19 protein-coding genes are annotated in these 22,131 nt (G+C 55.3%); 11 read left to right on the top strand and 8 right to left on the bottom strand.

Annotation, left to right across the window (positions count from 1 at the left end):
* The first annotated feature begins 14 nt into the window (after positions 1–14).
* Complete coding sequence (locus tag ABLV08_RS07090; RefSeq protein WP_348855689.1) at positions 15–2,378, top strand: glycoside hydrolase family 31 protein; 2,364 nt, start codon at positions 15–17, stop codon at positions 2,376–2,378.
* A gap of 366 nt (positions 2,379–2,744) precedes the next feature.
* On the opposite strand, the gene ABLV08_RS07085 is transcribed toward ABLV08_RS07090, so the two are convergent.
* On the bottom strand, positions 2,745–4,337 hold the full coding sequence (locus ABLV08_RS07085; RefSeq protein ID WP_015367567.1) for an ABC-F family ATPase: 1,593 nt from the start codon (positions 4,335–4,337) through the stop codon (positions 2,745–2,747).
* A gap of 179 nt (positions 4,338–4,516) precedes the next feature.
* Between ABLV08_RS07085 and ABLV08_RS07080 the strand changes: the two genes are divergently transcribed.
* A complete protein-coding gene (locus tag ABLV08_RS07080) occupies positions 4,517–5,299 on the top strand; it encodes a tyrosine-protein phosphatase (RefSeq protein ID WP_047054316.1) in 783 nt (260 codons plus the stop codon).
* Between the two features lie 198 nt (positions 5,300–5,497).
* The gene (ldtB, locus tag ABLV08_RS07075; RefSeq protein ID WP_015367569.1) at positions 5,498–6,412 is read left to right on the top strand and encodes a L,D-transpeptidase; all 915 of its coding nucleotides are present in this window, start codon (positions 5,498–5,500) and stop codon (positions 6,410–6,412) included.
* A gap of 91 nt (positions 6,413–6,503) precedes the next feature.
* Here ldtB and ABLV08_RS07070 read toward each other — a convergent pair whose 3' ends face one another.
* The 5 genes from ABLV08_RS07070 to mntR form a co-directional block, all read right to left on the bottom strand.
* A complete protein-coding gene (locus ABLV08_RS07070; protein WP_020079300.1) occupies positions 6,504–7,220 on the bottom strand; it encodes a GntR family transcriptional regulator in 717 nt (238 codons plus the stop codon).
* A 60-nt stretch (positions 7,221–7,280) separates the two neighbouring features.
* The gene (locus ABLV08_RS07065; protein ID WP_348855688.1) at positions 7,281–8,657 is read right to left on the bottom strand and encodes a glycoside hydrolase family 1 protein; all 1,377 of its coding nucleotides are present in this window, start codon (positions 8,655–8,657) and stop codon (positions 7,281–7,283) included.
* A gap of 155 nt (positions 8,658–8,812) precedes the next feature.
* Positions 8,813–9,853 (bottom strand): aldo/keto reductase, encoded by a 1,041-nt coding sequence (locus tag ABLV08_RS07060; protein WP_015704826.1) that lies wholly within the window; start codon positions 9,851–9,853, stop codon positions 8,813–8,815.
* Between the two features lie 107 nt (positions 9,854–9,960).
* Complete coding sequence (locus ABLV08_RS07055; protein ID WP_032707652.1) at positions 9,961–11,073, bottom strand: anion transporter; 1,113 nt, start codon at positions 11,071–11,073, stop codon at positions 9,961–9,963.
* Entirely contained in the window at positions 11,070–11,537 is a 468-nt protein-coding gene (mntR, locus tag ABLV08_RS07050) for a manganese-binding transcriptional regulator MntR (protein ID WP_015367574.1), read from the bottom strand. The genes ABLV08_RS07055 and mntR overlap by 4 nt, the downstream gene beginning before the upstream one ends.
* A gap of 186 nt (positions 11,538–11,723) precedes the next feature.
* Here mntR and mntS point away from each other — a divergent pair, with 186 nt between their 5' ends.
* The gene (gene mntS / locus ABLV08_RS07045; protein WP_015367575.1) at positions 11,724–11,849 is read left to right on the top strand and encodes a manganase accumulation protein MntS; all 126 of its coding nucleotides are present in this window, start codon (positions 11,724–11,726) and stop codon (positions 11,847–11,849) included.
* 268 nt (positions 11,850–12,117) lie between these two features.
* Positions 12,118–13,695, top strand: coding sequence for a phosphoethanolamine transferase (locus ABLV08_RS07040; RefSeq protein WP_045360002.1), 1,578 nt, complete (start codon positions 12,118–12,120; stop codon positions 13,693–13,695).
* A 69-nt stretch (positions 13,696–13,764) separates the two neighbouring features.
* Here ABLV08_RS07040 and ompX read toward each other — a convergent pair whose 3' ends face one another.
* Complete coding sequence (ompX, locus tag ABLV08_RS07035) at positions 13,765–14,280, bottom strand: outer membrane protein OmpX (protein ID WP_015704823.1); 516 nt, start codon at positions 14,278–14,280, stop codon at positions 13,765–13,767.
* Between the two features lie 352 nt (positions 14,281–14,632).
* On the opposite strand from ompX, the gene rhtA reads away from it, so the two are divergent.
* From rhtA to ybiO, 6 genes are all read left to right on the top strand, one after another.
* Positions 14,633–15,520 (top strand): threonine/homoserine exporter RhtA, encoded by an 888-nt coding sequence (gene rhtA, locus ABLV08_RS07030; RefSeq protein ID WP_015704822.1) that lies wholly within the window; start codon positions 14,633–14,635, stop codon positions 15,518–15,520.
* Between the two features lie 238 nt (positions 15,521–15,758).
* Positions 15,759–16,262, top strand: coding sequence for a DNA starvation/stationary phase protection protein Dps (gene dps, locus ABLV08_RS07025; protein WP_015704821.1), 504 nt, complete (start codon positions 15,759–15,761; stop codon positions 16,260–16,262).
* A gap of 390 nt (positions 16,263–16,652) precedes the next feature.
* A complete protein-coding gene (gene glnH, locus ABLV08_RS07020) occupies positions 16,653–17,399 on the top strand; it encodes a glutamine ABC transporter substrate-binding protein GlnH (RefSeq protein ID WP_015367580.1) in 747 nt (248 codons plus the stop codon).
* 125 nt (positions 17,400–17,524) lie between these two features.
* The gene (gene glnP, locus ABLV08_RS07015; protein ID WP_015367581.1) at positions 17,525–18,184 is read left to right on the top strand and encodes a glutamine ABC transporter permease GlnP; all 660 of its coding nucleotides are present in this window, start codon (positions 17,525–17,527) and stop codon (positions 18,182–18,184) included.
* Positions 18,181–18,903, top strand: a complete 723-nt coding sequence (glnQ, locus tag ABLV08_RS07010) for a glutamine ABC transporter ATP-binding protein GlnQ (RefSeq protein WP_015367582.1) — start codon at positions 18,181–18,183, stop codon at positions 18,901–18,903. The genes glnP and glnQ overlap by 4 nt, the downstream gene beginning before the upstream one ends.
* A gap of 111 nt (positions 18,904–19,014) precedes the next feature.
* On the top strand, positions 19,015–21,213 hold the full coding sequence (ybiO, locus tag ABLV08_RS07005) for a mechanosensitive channel protein (protein ID WP_348855687.1): 2,199 nt from the start codon (positions 19,015–19,017) through the stop codon (positions 21,211–21,213).
* Here ybiO and rlmF read toward each other — a convergent pair.
* A complete protein-coding gene (gene rlmF / locus ABLV08_RS07000) occupies positions 21,210–22,124 on the bottom strand; it encodes a 23S rRNA (adenine(1618)-N(6))-methyltransferase RlmF (protein ID WP_348855686.1) in 915 nt (304 codons plus the stop codon). The two genes, ybiO and rlmF, sit on opposite strands and share 4 nt — an antisense overlap.
* Positions 22,125–22,131 lie beyond the last annotated feature (7 nt).

Below are 22,131 nucleotides of genomic sequence, written 5' to 3'. Positions count from 1 at the left end.
AGTGGATGTAAAATATGAAGACGTTGAAACACTGGAGTTTGCAGCAACAGCTGGAGCATCACGTTGAATTGACCGTTGATGGTCAGCACACTTTGTGTCTGTACGTGCTGGAAGAGAATTTATTCCGCGTCCTGCTGAAGCGCCAGGGCCAACTGGCGCTGGATCGCACCTGGAGTATCGCCCCGCAGCAGGATGTGCCGTGGGAAGGCCGCGCGCGGGATGACCTCAGCGGTTTTAGCCTCCCGGCCTGGCAGATGAGCGAAGCGGATGACACGCTGACCATCGCCACCCGCCAGCTGCGCGTTACCGTCCATCAGCCGCTTTGGCTGGAGTGGAGCTATCGCGACGAGGCCGGTGAGTGGCAGACGCTCGCCAATGACCGCCCAACCAGCGCCTATCTGGCAAACGCCCACGGGGATGGCGTCGCCCATTATCTTAGCCGCCGCAAAGATGAACGTTTCTACGGGCTGGGTGAAAAAGCCGGTGACCTGCAGCGTAACGGCAAACGCTACGAAATGCGTAACCTCGATGCCATGGGCTACAACGCCGTCAGCACCGACCCGCTGTATAAACATATTCCGTTTACCATCACGCAGCGCAGCGATATCAGCTACGGCCTGTTTTATGACAACCTGAGCAGTTGCTGGCTGGATCTGGGCAATGAAATCGACAACTACCACACCGCCTATCGCCGCTGGCAGGCGGAGGCCGGCGACATCGATTATTACCTGTTTACCGGTAAGCAGGTGCTGGATGTGACCAAAGCGTTTGTCCGTCTGACCGGTAAAACGTTGTTTGGGCCGAAATGGAGCCTCGGCTATAGCGGCTCGACGATGCACTATACCGACGCACCTGATGCGCAAAATCAGCTGATGAACTTTATCCGCCTGTGCGAGCAGCATGCAATCCCCTGTGATTCGTTTCAGCTCTCTTCCGGCTATACCTCAATCAACGGCAAACGCTACGTCTTTAACTGGAACTACGACAAGGTGCCGCAGCCAAAAGTGATGAGCCAGTCGTTCCACGATGCCGGGCTGAAACTGGCTGCCAATATCAAACCGTGTCTGCTGCAGGATCACCCACGCTATGGCGAAGTGGCGGAACGCGGCCTCTTCATTCGCGATTCGCAAACCGATGCGCCGGAGCGTTCCAGCTTCTGGGACGATGAAGGTTCGCATCTCGACTTCACCAACCCGCACACCGTGACCTGGTGGCAGGAAGGCGTGACCACCCAGCTACTGGAGATGGGTATCGATTCGACCTGGAACGATAATAACGAGTATGAGGTGTGGGACGGCGAGGCGCGCTGCTACGGCTTTGGCCGCGAAATCGCCATTAAGCATATTCGCCCGGTGATGCCGCTGTTAATGATGCGCGCCTCGCTGGAAGCGCAGCAACGCTTTGCGCCGCAAAAGCGCCCGTATCTGATCTCCCGCTCCGGCTGCGCCGGGATGCAGCGCTACGTACAGACCTGGAGCGGCGACAACCGCACCAACTGGGATACGCTGCGCTATAACACCCGTATGGGATTAGGGATGAGTCTTTCCGGCTTGTTTAACGTCGGCCATGACGTCGGCGGATTCTCCGGCGATAAACCCGAGCCAGAACTGTTCGTTCGCTGGGTGCAAAACGGCGTGATGCATCCGCGCTTTACCATTCACTCGTGGAATGACGACCAGACGGTCAATGAACCCTGGATGTACCCGGAAATCACCCCGGCGATCCGCTCTGCCATCGAGCTGCGCTACCGTCTGCTGCCCTATTTGTACACCCTGTTATGGCAGGCGCATGCCGATGACGAACCCATGCTGCGCCCGACCTTCCTCGACCACCAGCACGATACCCAGACCTTCGCCGAGTGTGATGACTTCATGCTGGGGCGCGATCTGCTGGTGGCAAGCGTGGTGGAGCCTGGCGCCCGTCAGCGCCAGCTGTGGCTGCCCGATAATCAGGACGGCTGGTACGATTTTTACAACCACCAGTGGTTCGCCGGTGGTCAGTGGGTGACGCTGGACGCACCGCTGGAAAAACTGCCGCTGCTGGTCCGCGCCGGCGCCGGTCTGCCGCTCAGTGAACGTATCAGCCACGTCGATGCGCAAAAAGACGATCGTCGCGAACTGCAGTTGTTCCCACTGAAAGGTACCGGCTCAACCCGCGGTTTGCTGTTTGAAGACGACGGCGAAAGCTGGGGCTATAAAGAGGGTGATGCGCTATGGCTGGAGTGGGAAATGACCTGCAGCGCCAACAGCATAAACCTGAAGCTCGACGCTCGCGGCAACTATCGCCCAGCGTGGAAAGCGCTGAAGCTGTCATTACCGGCGGGAGAAAAACGCCAACTGCTGGTGAATGGCGTCGAAGGGACCGAGTGGAGGCTCTGACCATAGGCCGGCTGAAACTGCCGGTATTGGTGGTCTAGAAATCCCCGGTGGCGCTACCGCTTACCGGGGCTACAACACTGTGCGGTTTGGTAGCCCGGGTAACGGACAGTTTCAGAAGCCATAGGTACAAGATAGAGACCTTAAGCTCACAATGGCACGGACCGTAGGCCGGATAAGGCGCAGCCGCCATCCGGCGCAAAATCGGTTCTTTACCCGCGGTTATTGCCCGGCAGCGCTGCACTTGCGCGGGCCTACAGATCACATGCCGGGGTAGGTCGGGTAAGGCGTTAGCCGCCACCCGACAAAAAAACGGCACCGCGGGTAGCCCGGGTAAGGCGTAGCCGCCACCCGGGTAACGGAGAGGGATTACTCGATACCTTTACTGCGCAGGTAATCTTCGTAGTTGCCGCTGAAATCGATTACGCGTTCTGGGGTGATCTCCAGTACGCGAGTCGCCAGCGAACTCACGAACTCACGGTCGTGAGAAACGAAAATCAGGGTGCCCTGATACATCTCCAGCGCCATGTTCAGCGATTCGATCGATTCCATATCCAGGTGGTTAGTCGGTTCATCCATCACCAGGATATTCGGTTTCTGCATCATCAGCTTACCGAACAGCATGCGACCTTTCTCGCCGCCGGAGAGGACTTTCGCCGGCTTTTTGATATCGTCCTGGCTAAACAATAGACGACCGAGGATACTGCGTACCGCCTGCTCGTCATCGCCTTCCTGTTTCCACTGGCTCATCCAGTCAAAGACCGTCAGGTCGTTCTCGAAATCTTCGGCATGATCCTGAGCGTAGTAGCCGATACGGGCGTTTTCCGACCACTTGACGGTACCGTTATCCGCTTCCAGTTCGCCGACCAGGGTTTTCAGCATCGTTGATTTACCGACGCCGTTGGTCCCCAGTACCGCCAGCTTTTCGCCAACTTCCAGCAGCAGATTAACCCCTTTGAACAGCGGGCCGTTATCAAAGCCTTTCGCCAGCGCTTCCACTTCCAGCGCGTTACGGAACAGTTTCTTATCCTGTTCGAAGCGAATGAACGGGTTCTGACGGCTGGAGGCTTTCACCTCATCCAGCTTAATTTTATCTATCTGACGGGCGCGAGAGGTCGCCTGACGCGATTTTGAAGCGTTGGCGCTAAAGCGGCTAACAAAGGCCTGCAGGTCGGCAATTTGCGCTTTCTTCTTGGCGTTATCGGCCAGCAGACGCTCACGCGCCTGGGTCGCCGCGGTCATATATTCGTCATAGTTGCCCGGATACACGCGCAGTTCGCCGTAATCGAGATCCGCCATATGAGTACAAACCATGTTCAGGAAGTGACGGTCGTGCGAAATGATGATCATGGTGCTGTCGCGTTCGTTCAGCACCTGCTCCAGCCAGCGAATAGTATCGATATCGAGGTTGTTCGTCGGTTCATCGAGCAGCAGGATATCCGGATTGGAGAACAGCGCCTGCGCCAGCAGGACACGCAGTTTCCAGCCCGGCGCGACTTCGCTCATCGGGCCGTAATGTTGCTCCACCGGAATACCGACGCCGAGCAGCAGTTCACCGGCGCGCGCTTCGGCGGAATAGCCGTCCATCTCGCCGTATTTTACTTCCAGGTCGGCCACTTTATAGCCGTCTTCCTCGCTCATTTCCGGCAGCGCGTAGATGCGATCGCGCTCTTGCTTCACTTCCCACAGCTCGCCGTGGCCCATGATAACCGTATCCAGCACGGTGAACTCTTCGAAGGCGAACTGATCCTGGCGCAGCTTACCGATGCGCTCGTTCGGGTCGAGAGATACGTTGCCCAGCGTCGGCTCAAGATCGCCGCCGAGGATCTTCATAAACGTGGATTTGCCGCTGCCGTTGGCGCCAATCAGGCCGTAGCGGTTGCCGCCGCCAAATTTGACGGAGATGTTTTCAAACAGCGGCTTACTGCCAAACTGCATGGTGACGTTGCTGGATACTAGCACGAGGATATCCTGAAAATAGAGAATTAGGGATGTGATGAACCAGACATTATGCCAGCAAATGGTTCACTTTTCACGGCTTGCGGTAAAAAGCCCGCCAATAACTATGCTATGGTCAGGGTTTTACCGCAAAATGACCGATTGCTAAGACATAATAATTATCCGCAATTCAGAGGGAATTTATGACCACCCGCACCAGCCATCCTGCATTTATCTCGCTTCAAGGCGGCATCAACTTTCGCGACCTCGGCGGTCAACGCGCGGCCGACGGCCGGCGCGTACGTTCAGGCAAACTGCTGCGCTCAGGCTCGCTGCACAACATGACGCCGGAGGATCTCAATCATCTCAGCGCCATTCCGCTGAGCCGGGTGCTGGATTATCGCGATCCGACAGAGGTCAATCGCAGCCCCGATCGGCTGAATAGCGAAGCCTTTTACCTCAACGCCCCGGCCAATCCGCTTTCCAGCAGCGTCAATGCGAAAGTCACCGAGTTTAACGCCGCGACCCTCAACACCATGGACGGCGAGCAGTTTATGCTACAGCTCTACCGCCAGTTACCGTTTAATAACGCCGCCTATCGCCAGTTGACGCAATGGCTAATGGAGCCTTTTGACGGCGCCCTGCTGCAGCACTGCGCCGTCGGTAAAGACCGCACCGGCGTCGGCTGCGCCCTGACGCTGTTCGCGCTCGGCTGTGATAGCAATACGGTCATGGAAGAGTATCTGCTGACCCAGGGGATGCTGGCGCAGGTCGAAGGATTCCTGCTCGACACCTTCGGCGAAGGCCTTAATGAGCACGGGCGTAAAAATCTCGCCGCCATCATGACCGTCCAGGAGTCATATCTGGCGACCGCGTTGTCCAGCATTGAACAGCATTACGGTCATGTCGACCGCTGGCTGGAACAGGAATACCGCCTGACGCCGCAGGCGCGTGAAGCATTGCAGTCGCGGCTGCTGGAAGATTAATCCACGTTTCATTAACCAGACGATTCGCCGTGAAAGCGGCGCGTTGCGCACTACACTAGTAGCAACAGGAAAAAATTGTGATTTCGTACACATCTGATTTACCTGTTTATCGGAAAGCACATATAATGCGCTCCCATCTACTATCTGAATATCTAACAAGGCCCGTGTGGCGTTGACACCGCGCACGACATGAAGAATATGAAATTATCGACACTCTTAGCGGCAGCCTTCGCCATCGTGGGCTTTTGCAACACAGCTTCAGCTGTTACCTATCCTCTGCCAACCGACGGCAGCCGTCTGATTGGCCAGAACCAGGTCATCACTATTCCAGACGATAATAAACAGCCGTTGGAATATTTCGCTGCCAAATATCAGATGGGTCTGTCCAACATGTTGGAAGCGAACCCGGGCGTGGATACCTACCTGCCAAAAGGCGGTACCGTGCTGAATATTCCGCAACAGCTGATTCTGCCGGACACCGTGCATGAAGGCATCGTCATCAACAGCGCCGAGATGCGTCTGTACTACTACCCGAAAGGCACCAATACCGTGATCGTACTGCCGATCGGTATCGGCCAGTTGGGTAAAGATACGCCGATCAACTGGACGACCAAAGTTGAGCGTAAGAAAGCGGGCCCGACCTGGACCCCGACGGCGAAAATGCACGCCGAATACGCCGCGGAAGGTAACCCGCTGCCGGCAGTCGTACCAGCAGGCCCGGATAACCCGATGGGCCTGTACGCGCTGTATATCGGTCGTCTGTACGCCATCCACGGTACCAACGCCAACTTTGGTATCGGCCTGCGCGTGAGCCACGGCTGCGTGCGTCTGCGTAACGAAGACATCAAATTCCTGTTTGAGAACGTGCCGGTCGGCACCCGCGTGCAGTTTATCGATGAGCCGGTAAAAGCCACCACCGAACCGGATGGCAGCCGCTACGTCGAAGTACACAACCCGCTGTCGACCACCGAAGCGCAGTTCAAAGGCGGCGAAATCGTGCCTATCAGCCTGACTCAGGCCGTGCAGTCGGTGACCAGCCAGCCTGACGTTGACCAGAGCGTAATGGATCAGGCGATCCAGAACCGTTCAGGGATGCCGGTGCGCCTGAACTAAGTTCAGCTAGCACATGAAAACGGCGGGCCTGGTGCCCGCCGTTTTTTTATCTGCATCTGCTAAGCGCTGCGCCAGCAGGGAGCTCTCCCGGTTAGCCGTTATTGACCAGAATGACCCCGCCATGATCGTAGCGGTAGTGACAGTGCGCGTACTCCAGCGGCGTACCGTCTTCCAGATAGATAACCTGCTCAACCTCCAGCACCGGGTCGGTCGGCTCGCAGTTAAGATGTAATTTATCCAGCTCATCCGGCTTCATCGCCCGTACCACCCGATAAGACCCCATCAGCTTCAGCCCCAGCGTCTCCTGCACGTAACGAAACACCGAGCTTTGTAGATGGCTTTTATTGAGCCCCGGCACCAGCGCCACCGGCATTACCGTTAAATCCAGCGAAATCGGCTCGCCGTTAAGCAACCGCAGGCGGACAAAGTCATACACCGGCGCATCGGCGTCGATCAGCAGCGAACTCTGTTCCTTCTCGCTGGGAAAACGCAGTTCAAAGCGCACGACTTCGCTTTGCACCTCGCCGAGATGCTCCCAGGTTTTGGTGGCGCCGAAATAGTCGCTGCCGGGCAGTTCCCACTGCGATAGCTGGAGGAAATTTTTCCGCACAAAGGTACCCTGCCCTTTGCGGGTGTAGATAAGCCCCTCGACAATCAGCTGACGCATTGCCTGCTGGATCGTCATCCGGCTGGTATTGAACTCTGCCGCCAGCGCAAACTGGTCAGGTAACGGCGCGCTGGCAGGATACTGCTGGCTAATGATCCGCTTTTTTATTTCCCGCGCGATATTAAGATACTTCGCCGTCATTCTCCGATCCTTTACTATTTTGTGAGGGGCTGGGGGGCAGCATACACCGCCCGCTCGCCGTTACATCTCTTCGCCATTACTGTGGATAACCCGCTTCAACCACGCGTAGCTTTTCTTCGGTACCCGCTTAAGATCCTTGAGATCGTGGTTTTCACGATTGACGTACACCACGCCGTAGCGTTTACGCATGTCGCCCTGCGAGCTAAGGATATCGATTAATCCCCAGCCGAGATAGCCTATCACCTGCGCCCCGTCTTCAAACATTGCCGCTTTCATGGCGTTAATGTGGTCACGGTGGTAGGCAATGCGGTAATCATCGGCGACCTGATTTTCGCCGTCCCAGGATTCGATCACCCCAATCCCGTTTTCAATTGGGAAGACCGGCAGCCGCCAGTCGTTGTAATAGCGGGTAATGATCGTGCGGAATCCCAGCGGATCGATCTGCCAGTTCCATTCCGTCGCTTTCAGGTATGGATTGTCCTGATTACCGAACAACATATAGTTGTTCACCGCCGTACCTGGCGGAATCGCGTCGCTATTGAGCGTGCGGCTGGCGTAGTAGCTGAATGCCAGATAGTCGACCTTCACCCTCGCCATCAACGCGATATCTTCAGGGCGATAGATATCGTCAAAACCTTCACGGGCGACAAAATGCATCACTTCCGGACTATAGCCCTCGCCCGCGTACGCGCGCAGCAGGTTCTGATTTAAAAACTCGTCCAGTTGCTGGGCGCACAGAATATCGCGCGGCTTACAGGTTGCCGGATAGACCAGCGCATGGGCCAGCATTCCGCCCATCAGACACTGCGGTTTGGCCTGATGCAGATAGTCGGTGAGATGGACGTGCGCCATCATCACGTGGTGCTGGATCTGGTAGAGTTCGCGCAACGTTTTATCGCCACGCAGATAGCCGGTGATCAGAAAAGCCTCCGGCGAATGGTAAAGATTCTGTTCGTTGAAGGTCAGCCAGTACTTCACCTTATCGCCGTAGCAGTCGATCATCTTCTGGCCATAGCGGATAAAAGCGTCCATTACCCGGCGATCGGTAAAACCGTTATAGCGCTCCGCCAGCGACAAGGGCATATCGAAGTGATAGAGGCAGATCATCGGTTCAATACCGCGGGCAATGAGCTCATCAATAAACTGATGGTAGAACGCAATCCCCTCTTCATTAAACTCGCCATCTCCCTGCGGACAGACGCGGCTCCAGGCAATCTGGAAGCGATAGCAGTTCATGCCCAGATCCTGCATTAAATCAAAATCTTCGTGGAAGCGATGGTAGGAGTCAGTCGCTACCTTCCAGTCCGAGGCGAACTCCGACGGTTCACGGATATCGTACACCGACATCCCCTTCCCCCCCTCATTCCACGCCCCTTCGGTCTGCATGCTGGAGACCGAATTACCCCATAAAAAATTGGCCGGTAGTTTGTCTTTCATGGTTCGCCTCTGTATATGACTAGTCATTTAAATGTTATGACTAGTCATATACAAAAAAACCACTGCCGAAGCAAAAGCAGGATCGTTTTCTGTGAGCCATACAAACAAAAAAGATCGCCGCAAGCGGCGATCTTTATAAGCACGAAAAAACAGCGTTACTGCGCGTCAAGCTGCTTACGGCGATATTCCCCCTGGCGCTCCAGCATCCAACCCGGATACTCGCGCGGCAGCGCGCTGACCGCGTCAAGCTGGCGCAGCTCATCTTCACTCAGGCGAATAGCGGTGGCGGCAATGTTATCCTGCAACTGCTCGGCCCGTTTGGCGCCAATAATAACGCTGGTGACCGCCGGCTGATGCAGTAACCACGCCAGCGCAATCTGCGCCACCGAGACCCCTTTCGCTTCGGCTATCACCTGCATAACGTCAATGCAGTCAAAGGCGCGATCTTTATTCACCGGCGGGAAATCGAACTCCAGTCGACGACCGCCCGCTTCCGCCTGACCATCGCGGCGATATTTACCGCTCAGCAGACCGCCCGCTAGCGGGCTCCAGACCATCAGGCCGAGACCTTCGCTTTGCATCATCGGCACCAGTTCGCGTTCCAGCTCACGCCCGGCAATCGTGTAGTAAGCCTGCAGAGAAGCAAAGCGCGAGAGCCCGAGGCGTTCCGCGATGCCCAGCGCTTTGGCGATTTGCCATGCCGCCCAGTTAGAAACACCGATATAGCGCACATGCCCCTGCTGCACCAGGGTGTCCAGCGCCGACAGCGTCTCTTCAATAGGCGTCGCCGGATCGAAACCGTGTAATTGATAGAGATCGATATGATCGAGCTGCAGGCGGCGCAGGCTCTCTTTCACGCTGCCCATAATGTGGTAGCGTGAGCTGCCGCGCGAGTTCACCCCAGCGGTGCCGGTTTCGCCGAACACTTTGGTCGCCACCACCACGTTTTCACGCGGTATCTTCAGATTCTTTAACGCCTGGCCGGTGATCTCCTCCGAGCGTCCTTCTGAATAAACGTTGGCGGTATCGATGAAGTTGATGCCCGCATCCAGCGCGCTGCCCACCAGCTGTTCGGCTTCCGCCTGGCGCAGCTGGCCGATTTTTCCCCACATCCCCTCTTCGCCGCCGAAGGTCATGGTGCCAAGGCACAGCTCAGAGACAAACAGGCCGGTATTTCCCAGTTTTTGATAACGCATAGCAGTCTCCTCATTCGGATGATTAACGTCAGCCAGATAGTTATAGCCCGAGCGTCGTCATCGCGAATGGGGTGTTCCTGCCCGTTTCTTGCCCAATCCTCTGAAAATCAGCGCCACAGCGCGAGCATGGCGTAACCAGTGAGCGCCGCCCAGATCAGCAGCGGAATGGAATAAAGATGAAAACGCCACCAGATCCGGCGGTCGCCGGCCATCCGCAGCGCAATCAGGTTCGCCAGCGATCCGGGCAGCAGTCCAAAGCCGCCGACGTTCACCGCCCAGGCTAACAGCATCGTTGGCGGCACGTAATTGAGCAGCAAAATAGTCGACGGCACGTTGCTGATAAACTGCGACAGGCCAATTGCCGTCAGCCATAGCCCGCCATGCGAGAGCTGGCCGACGTCGTTCAGCCACTGCTGCAGCACCGGCAACTGCGTCAGCAGATGAACGTCGATAAACATCGCCATAAACACCAGCAGCAGCGACCAGTCGACGTTGATAATCACCGCTCGCGCCAGCAGCAGGAACCCGACGGCAATGATCGACAGTCCCCAGAGTTCCTGCTTCATCTCCAGCGCCGCCAGAAAGATAAGGTAGAAAGCGAGGCAGCTCCACACCAGCCTCGGCCGCCACTCCGGCGCTTTGTCGCTACTTTGATAATTGAGCCGAGCGGCGGGGAAACAGAACCAACACAGCACCAATAGCGTGATCATCATCGCCGCCGCCAGCGGCAGCATCTGGCCGATAAAGGCAAGAAACGATAGCCCGGAGCGGCCCCACAGTAAAATATTCTGCGGATTGCCGATGGGCGTTAATAAAGAGCCGGCGTTAACCGCCAGTGCTTCAAAAATAATCAGCCGGTTCACCGGGATGGCGCACCATTTTTTCAGTGTTAACGTGAGGGGAACGACAATGAACAGCGCGACGTCGTTGGTCAAAAAAGTGGAAAGCAGCGCGGCAGCCAGCACCATGAAGATGGCCAGTTGGCGTTCGGTGACGAAACGGCGCGCCATTTTGCGCCCCAGCACATCAAAATAACCGCTCAGTTCAATCCCTTTGGTCAGCAGCATTAGCCCACTAAGGGTGATGATCGTGTGCCAGTCGATAGCCTGCCCCCAGCGCTGAGGCGCGAAAGGAACAAACAGGCTAAGGATAACGGCGATAAGTAACAAAAGATGCAGGAAACGGTCGCGAGCGAGCGACTGCACAAGGGGGAGATTCATTCTGCGTGTAATCTCTGGGTAAACAGCTTAAATTGCGCCAGCGTCTCTTCGCTAACGTGGTGTTCCATTCCCTCGGCGTCGCGGCGGGCAATCTCCGGACTCACGCCAATCGCCAGCAGAAAGTTTTCCACAATCTGATGACGCTCACGACTTTCATGGGCTAGTTTTTCCCCTTCCGGGGTTAAGAAGATCCCGCGCCAGGGGATCTGTTCGATCAAGCCGACGCTCGCCAGACGTTTAAGCATTTTCGCCACCGTCGGTTGCGAAACGCCAAGACGCGCAGCCATATCCACCTGGCGCGCTTCGCCCACTTCGTTGATCAGATCGGAGATCAGCTCCACATAGTCATCTATCAGCTCGCGACGATGCGCTTCGCGCACCTGACGAAACCCCTCTACGTGTTCTTCGACATTAACCAGCTGCGTCACTTTTTTAGTTATGGGCTTACCTGCGCGACGGTTCATTGTGCTTCCTCGTTGGTGTGACGCGTCAAGCATCATATAAAAGGATCCACATTGTAATGGATTGCGCCCGTAGCACAAAAAAATAACATTTTAGCCATAGCTATAAAATATAGCCTGTGCTATATCTGTATGTAATGCAAACAGCCATCACGGATTTGACGGCGCGAAAACGCAGGAGGAATAACCATGAACGAATTCAAGAGGTGCTTAAACGTGTTTAGCCATTCACCCTTTAAAGTACGCTTAATGCTGATCGGCATGCTGTGCGACATGATCAACGGCAAACCGCAGCAGGATAAACCTAACCACTAACGCGGCGTCGCGGTACGCCGCTTCATTTTTTTGTCATTTTTCCCCGTTAACCTACCCGGTTGCCTCGCCTTTCAGCGCTTTTTTCAAGTTTTGTAAGCTTTCTCGCAAAACAATCTGTTATGAATAGTTGACCTTACCATTCGCAGGCCCTATCGTTTGTCAGCCCTGCCACTACTGCGGCTCGCAGAGACCCTCTTCACGCACTGTCCAGCAGGTTTTACCCCCTTGATGCCAGGGGACGAACATGGCGTCTTGTTGATTACGAATTATGAATGTCACTCTGAAAGAAACGCTGGCCGCCCGCAGACTGGCCCTGAACCCGTGGACAGGATTCTACTTTTTACAGTCGCTGTTGATAAATCTGGCGCTTGGGTATGAATTTAGCTTGCTCTATACCGTTGCGTTTACCTGTGTACTCCATCTGCTTTGGCGCACCTTTCCGCGGGTACAAAAAGGGATAGTTGGCCTCTATTCCCTGCTGGCCGCGATGTACTATCCCTTCGGCCAGGCTTACGGCGCGCCAAACTTCAATACGTTGCTGGCGCTGCACGCCACCAACGTGGAAGAGTCGACGGAAATTCTCACTATTTTCCCGTGGTACAACTATTTGCTGGCGGTATTTATCTTCGCCCTCGGCGTCATTGCCGTACGGCGGAAACCACAGCCGCCCGCGCGCCTTGGCAAAGTGGAATATCTGGGGTTGCTGTTTAGCATCGGTATCTTCTTCCTGCAACCTGTGCAGAATCTGGCCTGGGGCGGCGTCTTTAAAGTCATTGATAGCGGTTATCCCGCCGTGCGCTTCGTAAAAGACGTGATCGTTAATAACAATGAAGTGCTGGATGAACAGGCGCGGATGGCGCAGTTGGCGAACATGAAAGATAGCTGGCACGTGCTGGCGGTGAAGCCGAAGTACCATCTCTATGTCGTGGTGATTGGTGAGAGCGCGCGCCGCGATGCGCTTGGCGCTTTCGGCGGCCACTGGGACAACACGCCGTTCGCCAGTTCGGTCAACGGCTATCTGTTTAAAAACTACGTCGCCGCCAGCGGCTCCACGCAGAAATCGCTGGGCCTGACCCTCAATCGGGTGGTAGACGGTAAACCCCAGTATCAGGATAACTTCGTCACCCTCGCCAACCGCGCGGGCTTCCAAACCTGGTGGTTCTCCAATCAAGGGCAAATTGGTGAATACGACACCGCCATCGCCAGCATCGCCAAACGCGCCGATGAGGTGCAGTTCCTGAAAAATGGGGATTTTGAAGCCAATAAAAATACGCAGGATGAGCAGTTGCTGAAACTGACCGAGCAGGTCTTATCAGTCGAGCGCAGCCAGCCGCAGTTGATCGTATTGCATATTATGGGCTCGCACCCGCAGGCCTGCGATCGTACCAAAGGCAAGTACACCACCTTTGTGCAGTCAAAGGAGACCTCATGCTATCTCTACAGCGTGACGCAAACCGACGCGCTGTTGGCGAAACTCTACGGCCAGCTACAGAATTCCGGCAGCTCTTTCTCGCTCACCTATTTTTCCGATCACGGTCTGGCATTTAAAGAACGCGGTAAGGCGGTGCAGTATCTCGCCCATGATGACAAATATCAGCAGAACTTCCAGGTACCGTTTATGGTGCTCTCCAGCGACGATAAAGCGCATAAGATGATTAAAGCCCGCCGCTCGGCGAATGATTTCCTCAGCTTCTTCTCGCAGTGGACCGGCATCAGCGCACAGGAAATTACCCCACGCTATCGCTTTATCTCGGAACAGAAAGCCGGACCGGTGTATATCACCAATTTCCAGTTACAGAAGGTGGACTACAACCATCTGGGCAGCGACGAGTTTACCGTCAACTAAACGGTATCGCCGAATCACAGACAAAAAAAATCCGCCCCTTGAGGCGGATTTTTTATATCACCGAAGTGATTAGAAGCGGTAACCTACGCCAGCAATCCAGGTGCCGACGTCAACGTTACGAATGCGAGACTGCTCGTAGGAGAAGTCCAGGGCAACGTTTTCGATCGGGTTGAACTGCATACCAGCGCCGTAAGAGAAACCGTAGTCGCTCATGTCGGATTTGTGGTTCGGGAAGTTGTTGTTCTGGAACTTACCGTAGCCAACACCGATTACGCCGTAGATGCTCGCCCAGTCGTTCAGACGGTAAGCCGGACCAGCGGTGATGCCGTAGTACTGACCTTTGTTGTAAGTACCGTTGCTGGTGTTGTCTTTTTCGGTGTAGGTGAAGGAACCGATAACGCCCAGCGGGTTGTTATCTTGCTCGTAACGGTACTTAAGGTTGAAACCGCCTGCTTTGTTAGCTTTACCCTGCATGTCGCTCTGAGCGTAACCACCGGTAACGGTAGAAGTTGCAGCGAAAGCAGTAGTACCTACGGATGCAGCCAGAACAACGGCCAGTGCTGAAAGACGTGCAATTTTATTCATAACCACCTCAAATGTGTTTCTAATAAGTCCTAAGTCTTAAATATATCAAAAACTTTTGGGAAACTCTTTTGACTTTACATTGTCTAACATACTTTTTCATGTAAGCAAAAGTTTCCACGATTTCGTAACAATCTGGAAATCAAACACTTTTCGCGCAAAAAGTGCTTAACGTTTACCAGCCGTAAGCGCTGTGCATCCAGATTATTCTTAGTCGCGAAGGCATTCCCCTACGCATTTTACGCCATTGTACTGTTTTTCCACCCTCTTTTTTCAACAATCGCTAAACCGTTAAGCGGTTATTCCAGTACACTGGAACCTTTACCTCTTTTGACAAACCCTGACAGGAGAAAGGATGCCCGGCTCGTCCCGTAAAGTTCCGGCGTGGTTGCCGATACTGGTTATTTTGATCGCCATGGTCTCCATTCAGAGCGGCGCATCTCTGGCGAAATCGCTCTTCCCGTTGATTGGCGCACCGGGAGTCACCGCTCTACGCCTGACGCTCGGCACTTTAATTTTAGTCGTTATTTTTAAGCCGTGGCGACTGCGCTTTGCCCCGCAGCAGCGGCTACCGCTGTTCTTTTACGGCGTGGCGCTAGGGGCGATGAACTATCTCTTCTATTTATCGCTTCAGCGGATCCCGCTTGGCGTCGCGGTCGCGCTGGAGTTCACCGGGCCGCTGGCGGTGGCGCTCTTCGGTTCACGCCGCCCGCTTGATTTCGTCTGGGTGGCGCTGGCGGTGCTCGGGCTGTGGTTCCTGCTGCCGCTTGGGCAAAACGTAGGGGAAGTGGATTTAGTCGGCGCGCTGTTCGCGCTCGGCGCCGGCGCATTCTGGGCGGTCTATATTCTTACCGGCCAGCGCGCGGGTGAAGAACATGGCCCGGCGACGGTGGCCATGGGCTCGCTCATCGCGGCGGTAATTTTTGTGCCCATCGGCGTCGTCCAGGCCAGCGATACGCTGCTGCAATGGTCGTTGCTGCCGCTGGGGCTTGGCATCGCCATTCTCTCCACCGCCCTACCCTATTCGCTGGAAATGATCGCCCTGACCCGGATGCCCACCCGTACCTTCGGCACGCTGATGAGCATGGAGCCGGCTCTGGCGGCGCTGTCGGGAATGGTGTTCCTCGGCGAGACGCTAACCCTGACGCAAACTCTGGCATTAGGGGCCATTATCGTTGCCTCAATGGGTTCCACGCTGACCATGCAGCGGCAAAGCAAAATCGAGAAAGTCGATATAAATTAAGATTTTGTTACCGCACTGGCCCGTGACGGTATCGGGCCAGCCGTCTCATGCTAACAAATTGAATTAAAATGTTTTTTTAAATAGCCAACAACTCTGTGCTATCAAACTGATATGGACAGCCGATGCCTCATACCCGATATCCCTTGCTATAATTAGTCCCGAAGTCATTTGGGACAAACGCTCTACATAATTCAAATTTGAAGTATGACGAGTATCAATATCAAGAGGATATGAAACTATGAGTACCGCAAAACTGGTTAAAACTAAAGCGTCTAACCTGCTCTACACCCGTAACGATGTGGCAGACAATGAGAAGAAAGCGACTATTGAGCTGCTGAATCGCCAGGTGATCCAGTTCATCGACCTGTCTCTGATCACCAAGCAGGCCCACTGGAATATGCGCGGTGCCAACTTTATTGCTGTCCATGAAATGCTGGATGGTTTCCGCACTGCGCTCACCGATCACCTTGATACGATGGCTGAACGTGCCGTTCAACTGGGCGGCGTCGCACTGGGCACCACTCAGGTCATCAACAGCAAAAGCCCGCTGAAAAGCTACCCGCTGGATATTCACTCCGTTCAGGAACACCTGAAAGAGCTGGCGGACCGTTACGCCATCGTGGCCAATGATGTGCGTAAAGCGATCAGCGAAGCGAAAGATGAAGACACCGCCGATATCTTTACCGCGGCTTCCCGCGACCTGGATAAATTCCTGTGGTTCATCGAAGCGAATATCGAATAAGCGTCTACCGCCGTCAGCGCCCGCTGGCGGCTTTTTCCTTTTCTCCCACGCTCCCCCCCGCAATCGCTTAGCTCGCCCACTTTTGGTGCATATGTATGTACACAATACGTACTAAAGTAAAACAATTGTAATAATCACCTCACACAATCGTTACAGCAAGATTGTTTTCCCATCAGGGTTTGCGTTAAAAATGCTCTGGTTATTCGCTACGTTTATATTGCACCAAAATGATGCCCCGTCACGGTGCGTTTGCTGTATCGAGTAACCGAAATTGTGCAAGCAATATGAAAGCTCCTGTTGAAAAACAATAGCTTGTAAAACTGGCACGATTTTTTCATTAGGCTACACGTTCTCGCAGGGGCTCGTCCCGTGGATAAAAAAGGAAATACTATGAAGTCTGTATTAAAAGTGTCACTGGCTGCACTGACCCTGGCTTTTGCGGTTTCGTCTCACGCCGCAGATAAAAAACTGGTAGTCGCCACCGATACGGCGTTTGTTCCGTTTGAATTTAAGCAAGGTGATAAATACGTCGGCTTCGATATTGACCTGTGGGCCGCGGTCGCTAAAGAGCTGAAACTGGACTACACCCTGAAACCAATGGACTTCAGCGGCATCATTCCCGCGCTGCAGACCAAAAACATCGATCTGGCGCTGGCGGGGATCACCATCACCGACGAGCGTAAAAAAGCAATCGACTTCTCCGACGGCTACTACAAAAGCGGCCTGCTGGTGATGGTGAACGCGAAAAACAATGACATTAAAGATGTGAAAGATCTGAACGGCAAAGTGGTCGCCGTGAAGAGCGGCACCGGCTCCGTTGATTATGCGAAAGCCAACATCAAAACCAAAGATCTGCGCCAGTTCCCGAACATTGATAACGCTTATATGGAACTGGGCACCGGCCGCGCTGACGCGGTACTGCACGACACGCCAAACATCCTGTACTTCATTAAAACTGCCGGTCAGGGCAAGTTCAAAGCGGTAGGCGAATCGCTGGAAGCGCAAAGCTACGGTATCGCCTTCCCGAAAGGCAGCGACGAACTGCGCGAAAAAGTGAACGGCGCGCTGAAAACGCTGCGTGAAAACGGCACCTACAACGAAATTTACAAAAAATGGTTCGGTACTGAACCAAAATAATAATCAGGACGACTTCCCGCGGCCAATCCGCCGCGGGCTCCACGGCGCCAGGGTCTCTTTGCCCGGCGCCGTATTCGCAGAGGCTTTCTCTGCTTTCGACACGGTAACAGTAACAGGAACACATTATGCAGTTTGACTGGAGTGCCATCTGGCCCGCCATTCCTATTTTGCTGGAAGGCGCCAAAATGACGCTGTGGATTTCGGTCCTCGGCCTGGTTGGCGGCCTTATCATCGGTCTGGTGGCCGGTTTCGCCCGCTGTTTCGGCGGCTGGATAGCCAACCACATCGCGCTGGTATTTATTGAAATCATCCGCGGCACGCCTATTGTGGTGCAGGTGATGTTCATTTACTTCGCGCTGCCGATGGCGTTTAGCGACTTACGCATCGACCCGTTCACCGCCGCGGTGGTGACCATCATGATCAACTCCGGGGCCTATATCGCGGAAATCACCCGCGGCGCGGTGCTGTCCATCCATAAAGGTTTCCGCGAAGCGGGTCTGGCGCTGGGACTCTCCCGCCGCGAGACCATCCGCCACGTGATCCTGCCGCTGGCGCTGCGCCGTATGCTGCCGCCGCTCGGTAACCAATGGATTATCAGTATCAAAGATACGTCGCTGTTTATCGTTATCGGCGTCGCCGAACTGACCCGCCAGGGCCAGGAAATTATTGCCGGTAACTTCCGCGCACTGGAAATCTGGAGCGCCGTTGCCGTCATTTATCTGATCATCACCCTGGTGTTGAGCTTCATTCTGCGTCGTCTTGAAAGAAGGATGAAAATCCTGTGATTGAATTTAAAAACGTTTCCAAACACTTTGGCCCGACTAAAGTGCTGCACGATATCGATCTGAAGATCAACAAAGGCGAAGTGGTCGTGATCATCGGGCCGTCCGGCTCCGGTAAATCCACGCTGCTGCGCTGCATCAATAAACTGGAAGAGATCACCAGCGGCGATCTTATCGTCGATGGCCTGAAGGTGAACGACCCGAAAGTTGACGAGCGCTTAATTCGCCAGGAAGCCGGAATGGTATTCCAGCAGTTCTATCTGTTCCCGCACCTGACGGCGCTGGAGAACGTGATGTTCGGCCCGCAGCGCGTGCGCGGCGCGTCGAAAGCGGCGGCGGAAACGCTGGCGAAAGAGCTGCTGGCGAAGGTGGGTCTCGCAGAACGCGCGCACCACTATCCATCCGAACTCTCCGGCGGCCAGCAGCAGCGAGTCGCCATTGCCCGTGCGCTGGCGGTGAAACCGAAAATGATGCTGTTTGATGAGCCGACTTCGGCACTTGACCCGGAACTACGCCATGAAGTGCTGAAAGTCATGCAGGACCTGGCCGAGGAAGGCATGACGATGGTCATCGTAACCCACGAAATCGGCTTTGCTGAAAAAGTGGCATCACGGCTGATCTTCATCGATAAAGGCCGCATCGCCGAAGACGGCGACCCGCAGGTTCTGGTGAAGAACCCGCCAAGCCCGCGTCTGCGCGAGTTTTTACAGCACGTAGCCTGATGCGCCCGGCTCTCCCCGGTAAGGGGAGAGCCGCTTTCCAGATTCATCCCACCGCTCCTTCTCCTCTGACCCCTTCTATACTTAGCAGTTTGAGATGCAATGGAGGCGCCCATGCCGTGGATCCTACTGTTGCTCGCTGCGCTGTGGATTTCGCCGCTGTCGGCGGCGTCATTGCCCGGCATTCCGGCGGCGACAACCGACAAAAGCACAGCCAGCGAGCCTGACCTCGAACAAAAAAAAGCCGCCTGGGCGGCATTAGCTGACGTGCTGGATAATCCAGACTCGCGGCAGGAGTTAATCGCTGAGCTGCGCAAAGCCGCCGCTACCCAGCCCCCTGCCGCCGCCCCCACGCTGACCCCGCCAGAAGTCAAAGACGAGCAAACCGTTCTGGAAAGCGTGACGGAAATTAGCCGCCAGTATAGCGAGCGCCTGTCGTCACGGTTTTCGCAGCTATGGCGCAATATCACCGGCTCGCCGCATAAGCCTTTCCATGCCGATGCTTTTCGCAATGCCGCTGGCGACTTCCTGCTGCTGGCCGGGCTGGTATTTGCCTTCTGGTGGTTAGTACGCCTGGCGGCGCTGCCGCTGTACCGCAAAATGGGCCATTGGGGAAGGCACAAAAACCGTGAGCGCAACAACTGGCTCCAGTTACCGGCAACCATCGCTGGCGCTTTTATCATTGACCTGCTGCTGCTGGCGCTAACGCTGTTTATCGGCCAGCTGTTAAGCGATCGTTTAAACGGCGGCAACCGCACCATTGCTTTCCAACAAAGCCTGTTTCTTAACGCCTTCGCGCTGATCGAGTTTTTTAAAGCCATTCTGCGATTGATTTTTTGCCCGCGGATTGCCGATTTACGCCCCTTCAATATCAGCGACGAACACGCAATCTACTGGAACTTACGCCTCAGCGCCCTGAGTAGCCTGATTGGTTACGGGCTGATCGTAGCGGTGCCGATTATCTCCAATCAGGTTAACGTGCAGATTGGCGCGCTGGCCAACGTCATCATAATGTTGTGCATTACGGTGTGGGCGCTGTATCTGATTTTCCACAACAAACGCGCCATCACTCAGGGGCTTATCCATCTTGCCGACCGCTCGCTGCCGTTCTTCAGCTTGTTTATTCGCGCTTTTGCTCTGGTCTGGCACTGGCTGGCCTGCGCTTACTTTATCGTGCTGTTCTTCTTTTCGCTCTTTGACCCCGGCAACAGCCTCAAATTTATGATGGGCGCGACGCTGCGCAGCCTGGCTATCGTCGGCGCCGCGGCGCTGGTATCCGGTATTTTGTCACGCTGGATAGCCAAAACCATCACCCTGTCGCCAGAAACCCAACGCCACTACCCGGAGCTGCAAAAACGGCTCAACGGCTGGATCTCCGCCTCGCTGAAAGCCGCGCGGATCCTTACGGTATGCGTGGCGGTGATGCTGTTGCTGAGCGCCTGGGGTCTATTTGATTTTCAGCAATGGCTTCACAATGATGCCGGGCAGAAAACGGTGGATGTCCTGATTCGTATCGCGCTGATCCTGTTCTTCTCCGCCGTCGGCTGGACCCTGCTGGCAAGCCTGATTGAGAACCGCCTGTCATCGGACATTCATGGACGCCCGCTGCCCAGCGCCCGCGCCAGAACGCTGCTGACGCTGTTTCGCAACGCGCTGGCGGTGGTCATTACCACTATTACGATAATGATCTTATTGTCGGAAGTGGGGGTGAACATCGCGCCGCTGCTGGCGGGCGCCGGGGCATTAGGATTGGCTATCTCTTTCGGCGCCCAAACGCTGGTCAAAGATATTATTACCGGCATCTTTATCCAGTTTGAAAACGGGATGAACACCGGCGATCTGGTGACCATCGGGCCATTAACCGGCACGGTGGAACGGATGTCGATCCGCTCGGTGGGCGTGCGCCAGGATACCGGGGCGTACCATATTATTCCCTGGTCTTCGATAACCACCTTCGCCAACTTTGTGCGCGGGATCGGTTCGGTGGTCGCCAACTATGATGTCGACAGGCAGGAGGATTTGGATAAAGCCAATCAGGCGCTGAAGGCGGCGGTAGACGATCTGATGGCGCAGGAGGAGATCCGCGGGCTGATTATTGGCGAACCGTCGTTCGCCGGGCTGGTAGGACTAAGCAATACCGCGTTTACGTTACGCGTCAGCTTTACGACGCTGCCGCTGAAGCAGTGGGCGGTACGCTTTGCCCTCGATACCCAGGTGAAGCAGCATTTCGATCGCGCCGGCGTGCGTGCGCCGGTACAAACCTGGCAGGTATTGCCGCCGCCGGGCAACGTAACCCCGGCGGCAGAGACTTAAAATGGACGGCGGCGCTTTGCGTCGTCCATAAAGCTCCAGGCGATAAAGCGGCTCTGTTTCTGCCCCTGCGCCATCTCTTTTTTCACCACTTTCACCGCGCAGACTTCGGTCAGCAGGCGATACAGCGGCGGCAGATTGTCGCCGCGGGAGACCAGCGAGGTAAACCATTTAACCTGGCGGCCGAACTGCTGGCTTTCACGGATCATCTGCGAAATAAAGGCCACTTCGCCGCCTTCACACCACAGTTCCTGCTGCTGGCCGCCGAAGTTCAGTACGCTATCTTCCCCCAGCCCCAGATTACGGCGTTTACGCTCGCCACCGGCACGCGCGCTGGCGGCGGAATCGTGGAACGGCGGGTTGCAGAGGGTCGCATCATAGGTTTCATTCTTATGAATGATGCCGGTAAAGATTGCCTGGCCCTCTTTCTGACGACGCAGACGAATTTGTCGCGTCAGCCCTGGGTTGCCGTTGATAATCGCCTGGGCGCTGGCAAAGGCCTGCGGGTTGACTTCGCTACCGGTAAAGCGCCAGCCGTATTCATGCACGCCAATCAGCGGATAGATGCAGTTCGCGCCGGTACCGATATCGAGAATGGTGGCATTTTTCGGGATCTCGCCGCTATCCTGCGCCAGCAGGTCGGCCAGATGGTGGATATAGTCCGCGCGTCCCGGCACCGGCGGGCACAAGAAGCCGTCAGGAATATCCCAGTGTTTTACCGCGTAAAAGTGCGCCAGCAGCGCCTTATTCAGCGCCTTCACCGCCAGTGGATTAGCAAAATCAATGGTTTGCTCACCTACCGGATTCAGGGTGATATAGCTTTGCAGCTCGGGATGAGTCTGGCACAGCGCTGGCAAATCATAGCGTTGGTGATGACGGTTACGCGGGTGCAACCCCGGCTTTTCGGCTTTCATGGCAATC

Origin of the sequence: Klebsiella sp. CN_Kp088 (assembly GCF_040064335.1) — a bacterium.
Classification (GTDB): Bacteria; Pseudomonadota; Gammaproteobacteria; order Enterobacterales; family Enterobacteriaceae; genus Klebsiella; species Klebsiella aerogenes.
Note: the sequence above shows the minus strand (reverse complement) of the source record. Positions and strands in the feature narration are given on the sequence as shown.

Coding starts and splice junctions, on each gene's coding strand:
- mntS (WP_015367575.1), top strand. CDS start 11,724: ATGAACGAATTCAAGAGGTGCTTAAACGTGTTTAGCCATTCACCCTTT.
- ybiO (WP_348855687.1), top strand. CDS start 19,015: ATGCCGTGGATCCTACTGTTGCTCGCTGCGCTGTGGATTTCGCCGCTG.
- rlmF (WP_348855686.1), bottom strand. CDS start 22,124: ATGAAAGCCGAAAAGCCGGGGTTGCACCCGCGTAACCGTCATCACCAA.
- ABLV08_RS07055 (WP_032707652.1), bottom strand. CDS start 11,073: ATGAATCTCCCCCTTGTGCAGTCGCTCGCTCGCGACCGTTTCCTGCAT.
- ABLV08_RS07065 (WP_348855688.1), bottom strand. CDS start 8,657: ATGAAAGACAAACTACCGGCCAATTTTTTATGGGGTAATTCGGTCTCC.
- glnH (WP_015367580.1), top strand. CDS start 16,653: ATGAAGTCTGTATTAAAAGTGTCACTGGCTGCACTGACCCTGGCTTTT.
- ABLV08_RS07060 (WP_015704826.1), bottom strand. CDS start 9,853: ATGCGTTATCAAAAACTGGGAAATACCGGCCTGTTTGTCTCTGAGCTG.
- mntR (WP_015367574.1), bottom strand. CDS start 11,537: ATGAACCGTCGCGCAGGTAAGCCCATAACTAAAAAAGTGACGCAGCTG.
- ABLV08_RS07080 (WP_047054316.1), top strand. CDS start 4,517: ATGACCACCCGCACCAGCCATCCTGCATTTATCTCGCTTCAAGGCGGC.
- ompX (WP_015704823.1), bottom strand. CDS start 14,280: ATGAATAAAATTGCACGTCTTTCAGCACTGGCCGTTGTTCTGGCTGCA.
- rhtA (WP_015704822.1), top strand. CDS start 14,633: ATGCCCGGCTCGTCCCGTAAAGTTCCGGCGTGGTTGCCGATACTGGTT.
- ldtB (WP_015367569.1), top strand. CDS start 5,498: ATGAAATTATCGACACTCTTAGCGGCAGCCTTCGCCATCGTGGGCTTT.
- ABLV08_RS07040 (WP_045360002.1), top strand. CDS start 12,118: ATGAATGTCACTCTGAAAGAAACGCTGGCCGCCCGCAGACTGGCCCTG.
- ABLV08_RS07070 (WP_020079300.1), bottom strand. CDS start 7,220: ATGACGGCGAAGTATCTTAATATCGCGCGGGAAATAAAAAAGCGGATC.
- ABLV08_RS07090 (WP_348855689.1), top strand. CDS start 15: ATGAAGACGTTGAAACACTGGAGTTTGCAGCAACAGCTGGAGCATCAC.
- dps (WP_015704821.1), top strand. CDS start 15,759: ATGAGTACCGCAAAACTGGTTAAAACTAAAGCGTCTAACCTGCTCTAC.
- glnP (WP_015367581.1), top strand. CDS start 17,525: ATGCAGTTTGACTGGAGTGCCATCTGGCCCGCCATTCCTATTTTGCTG.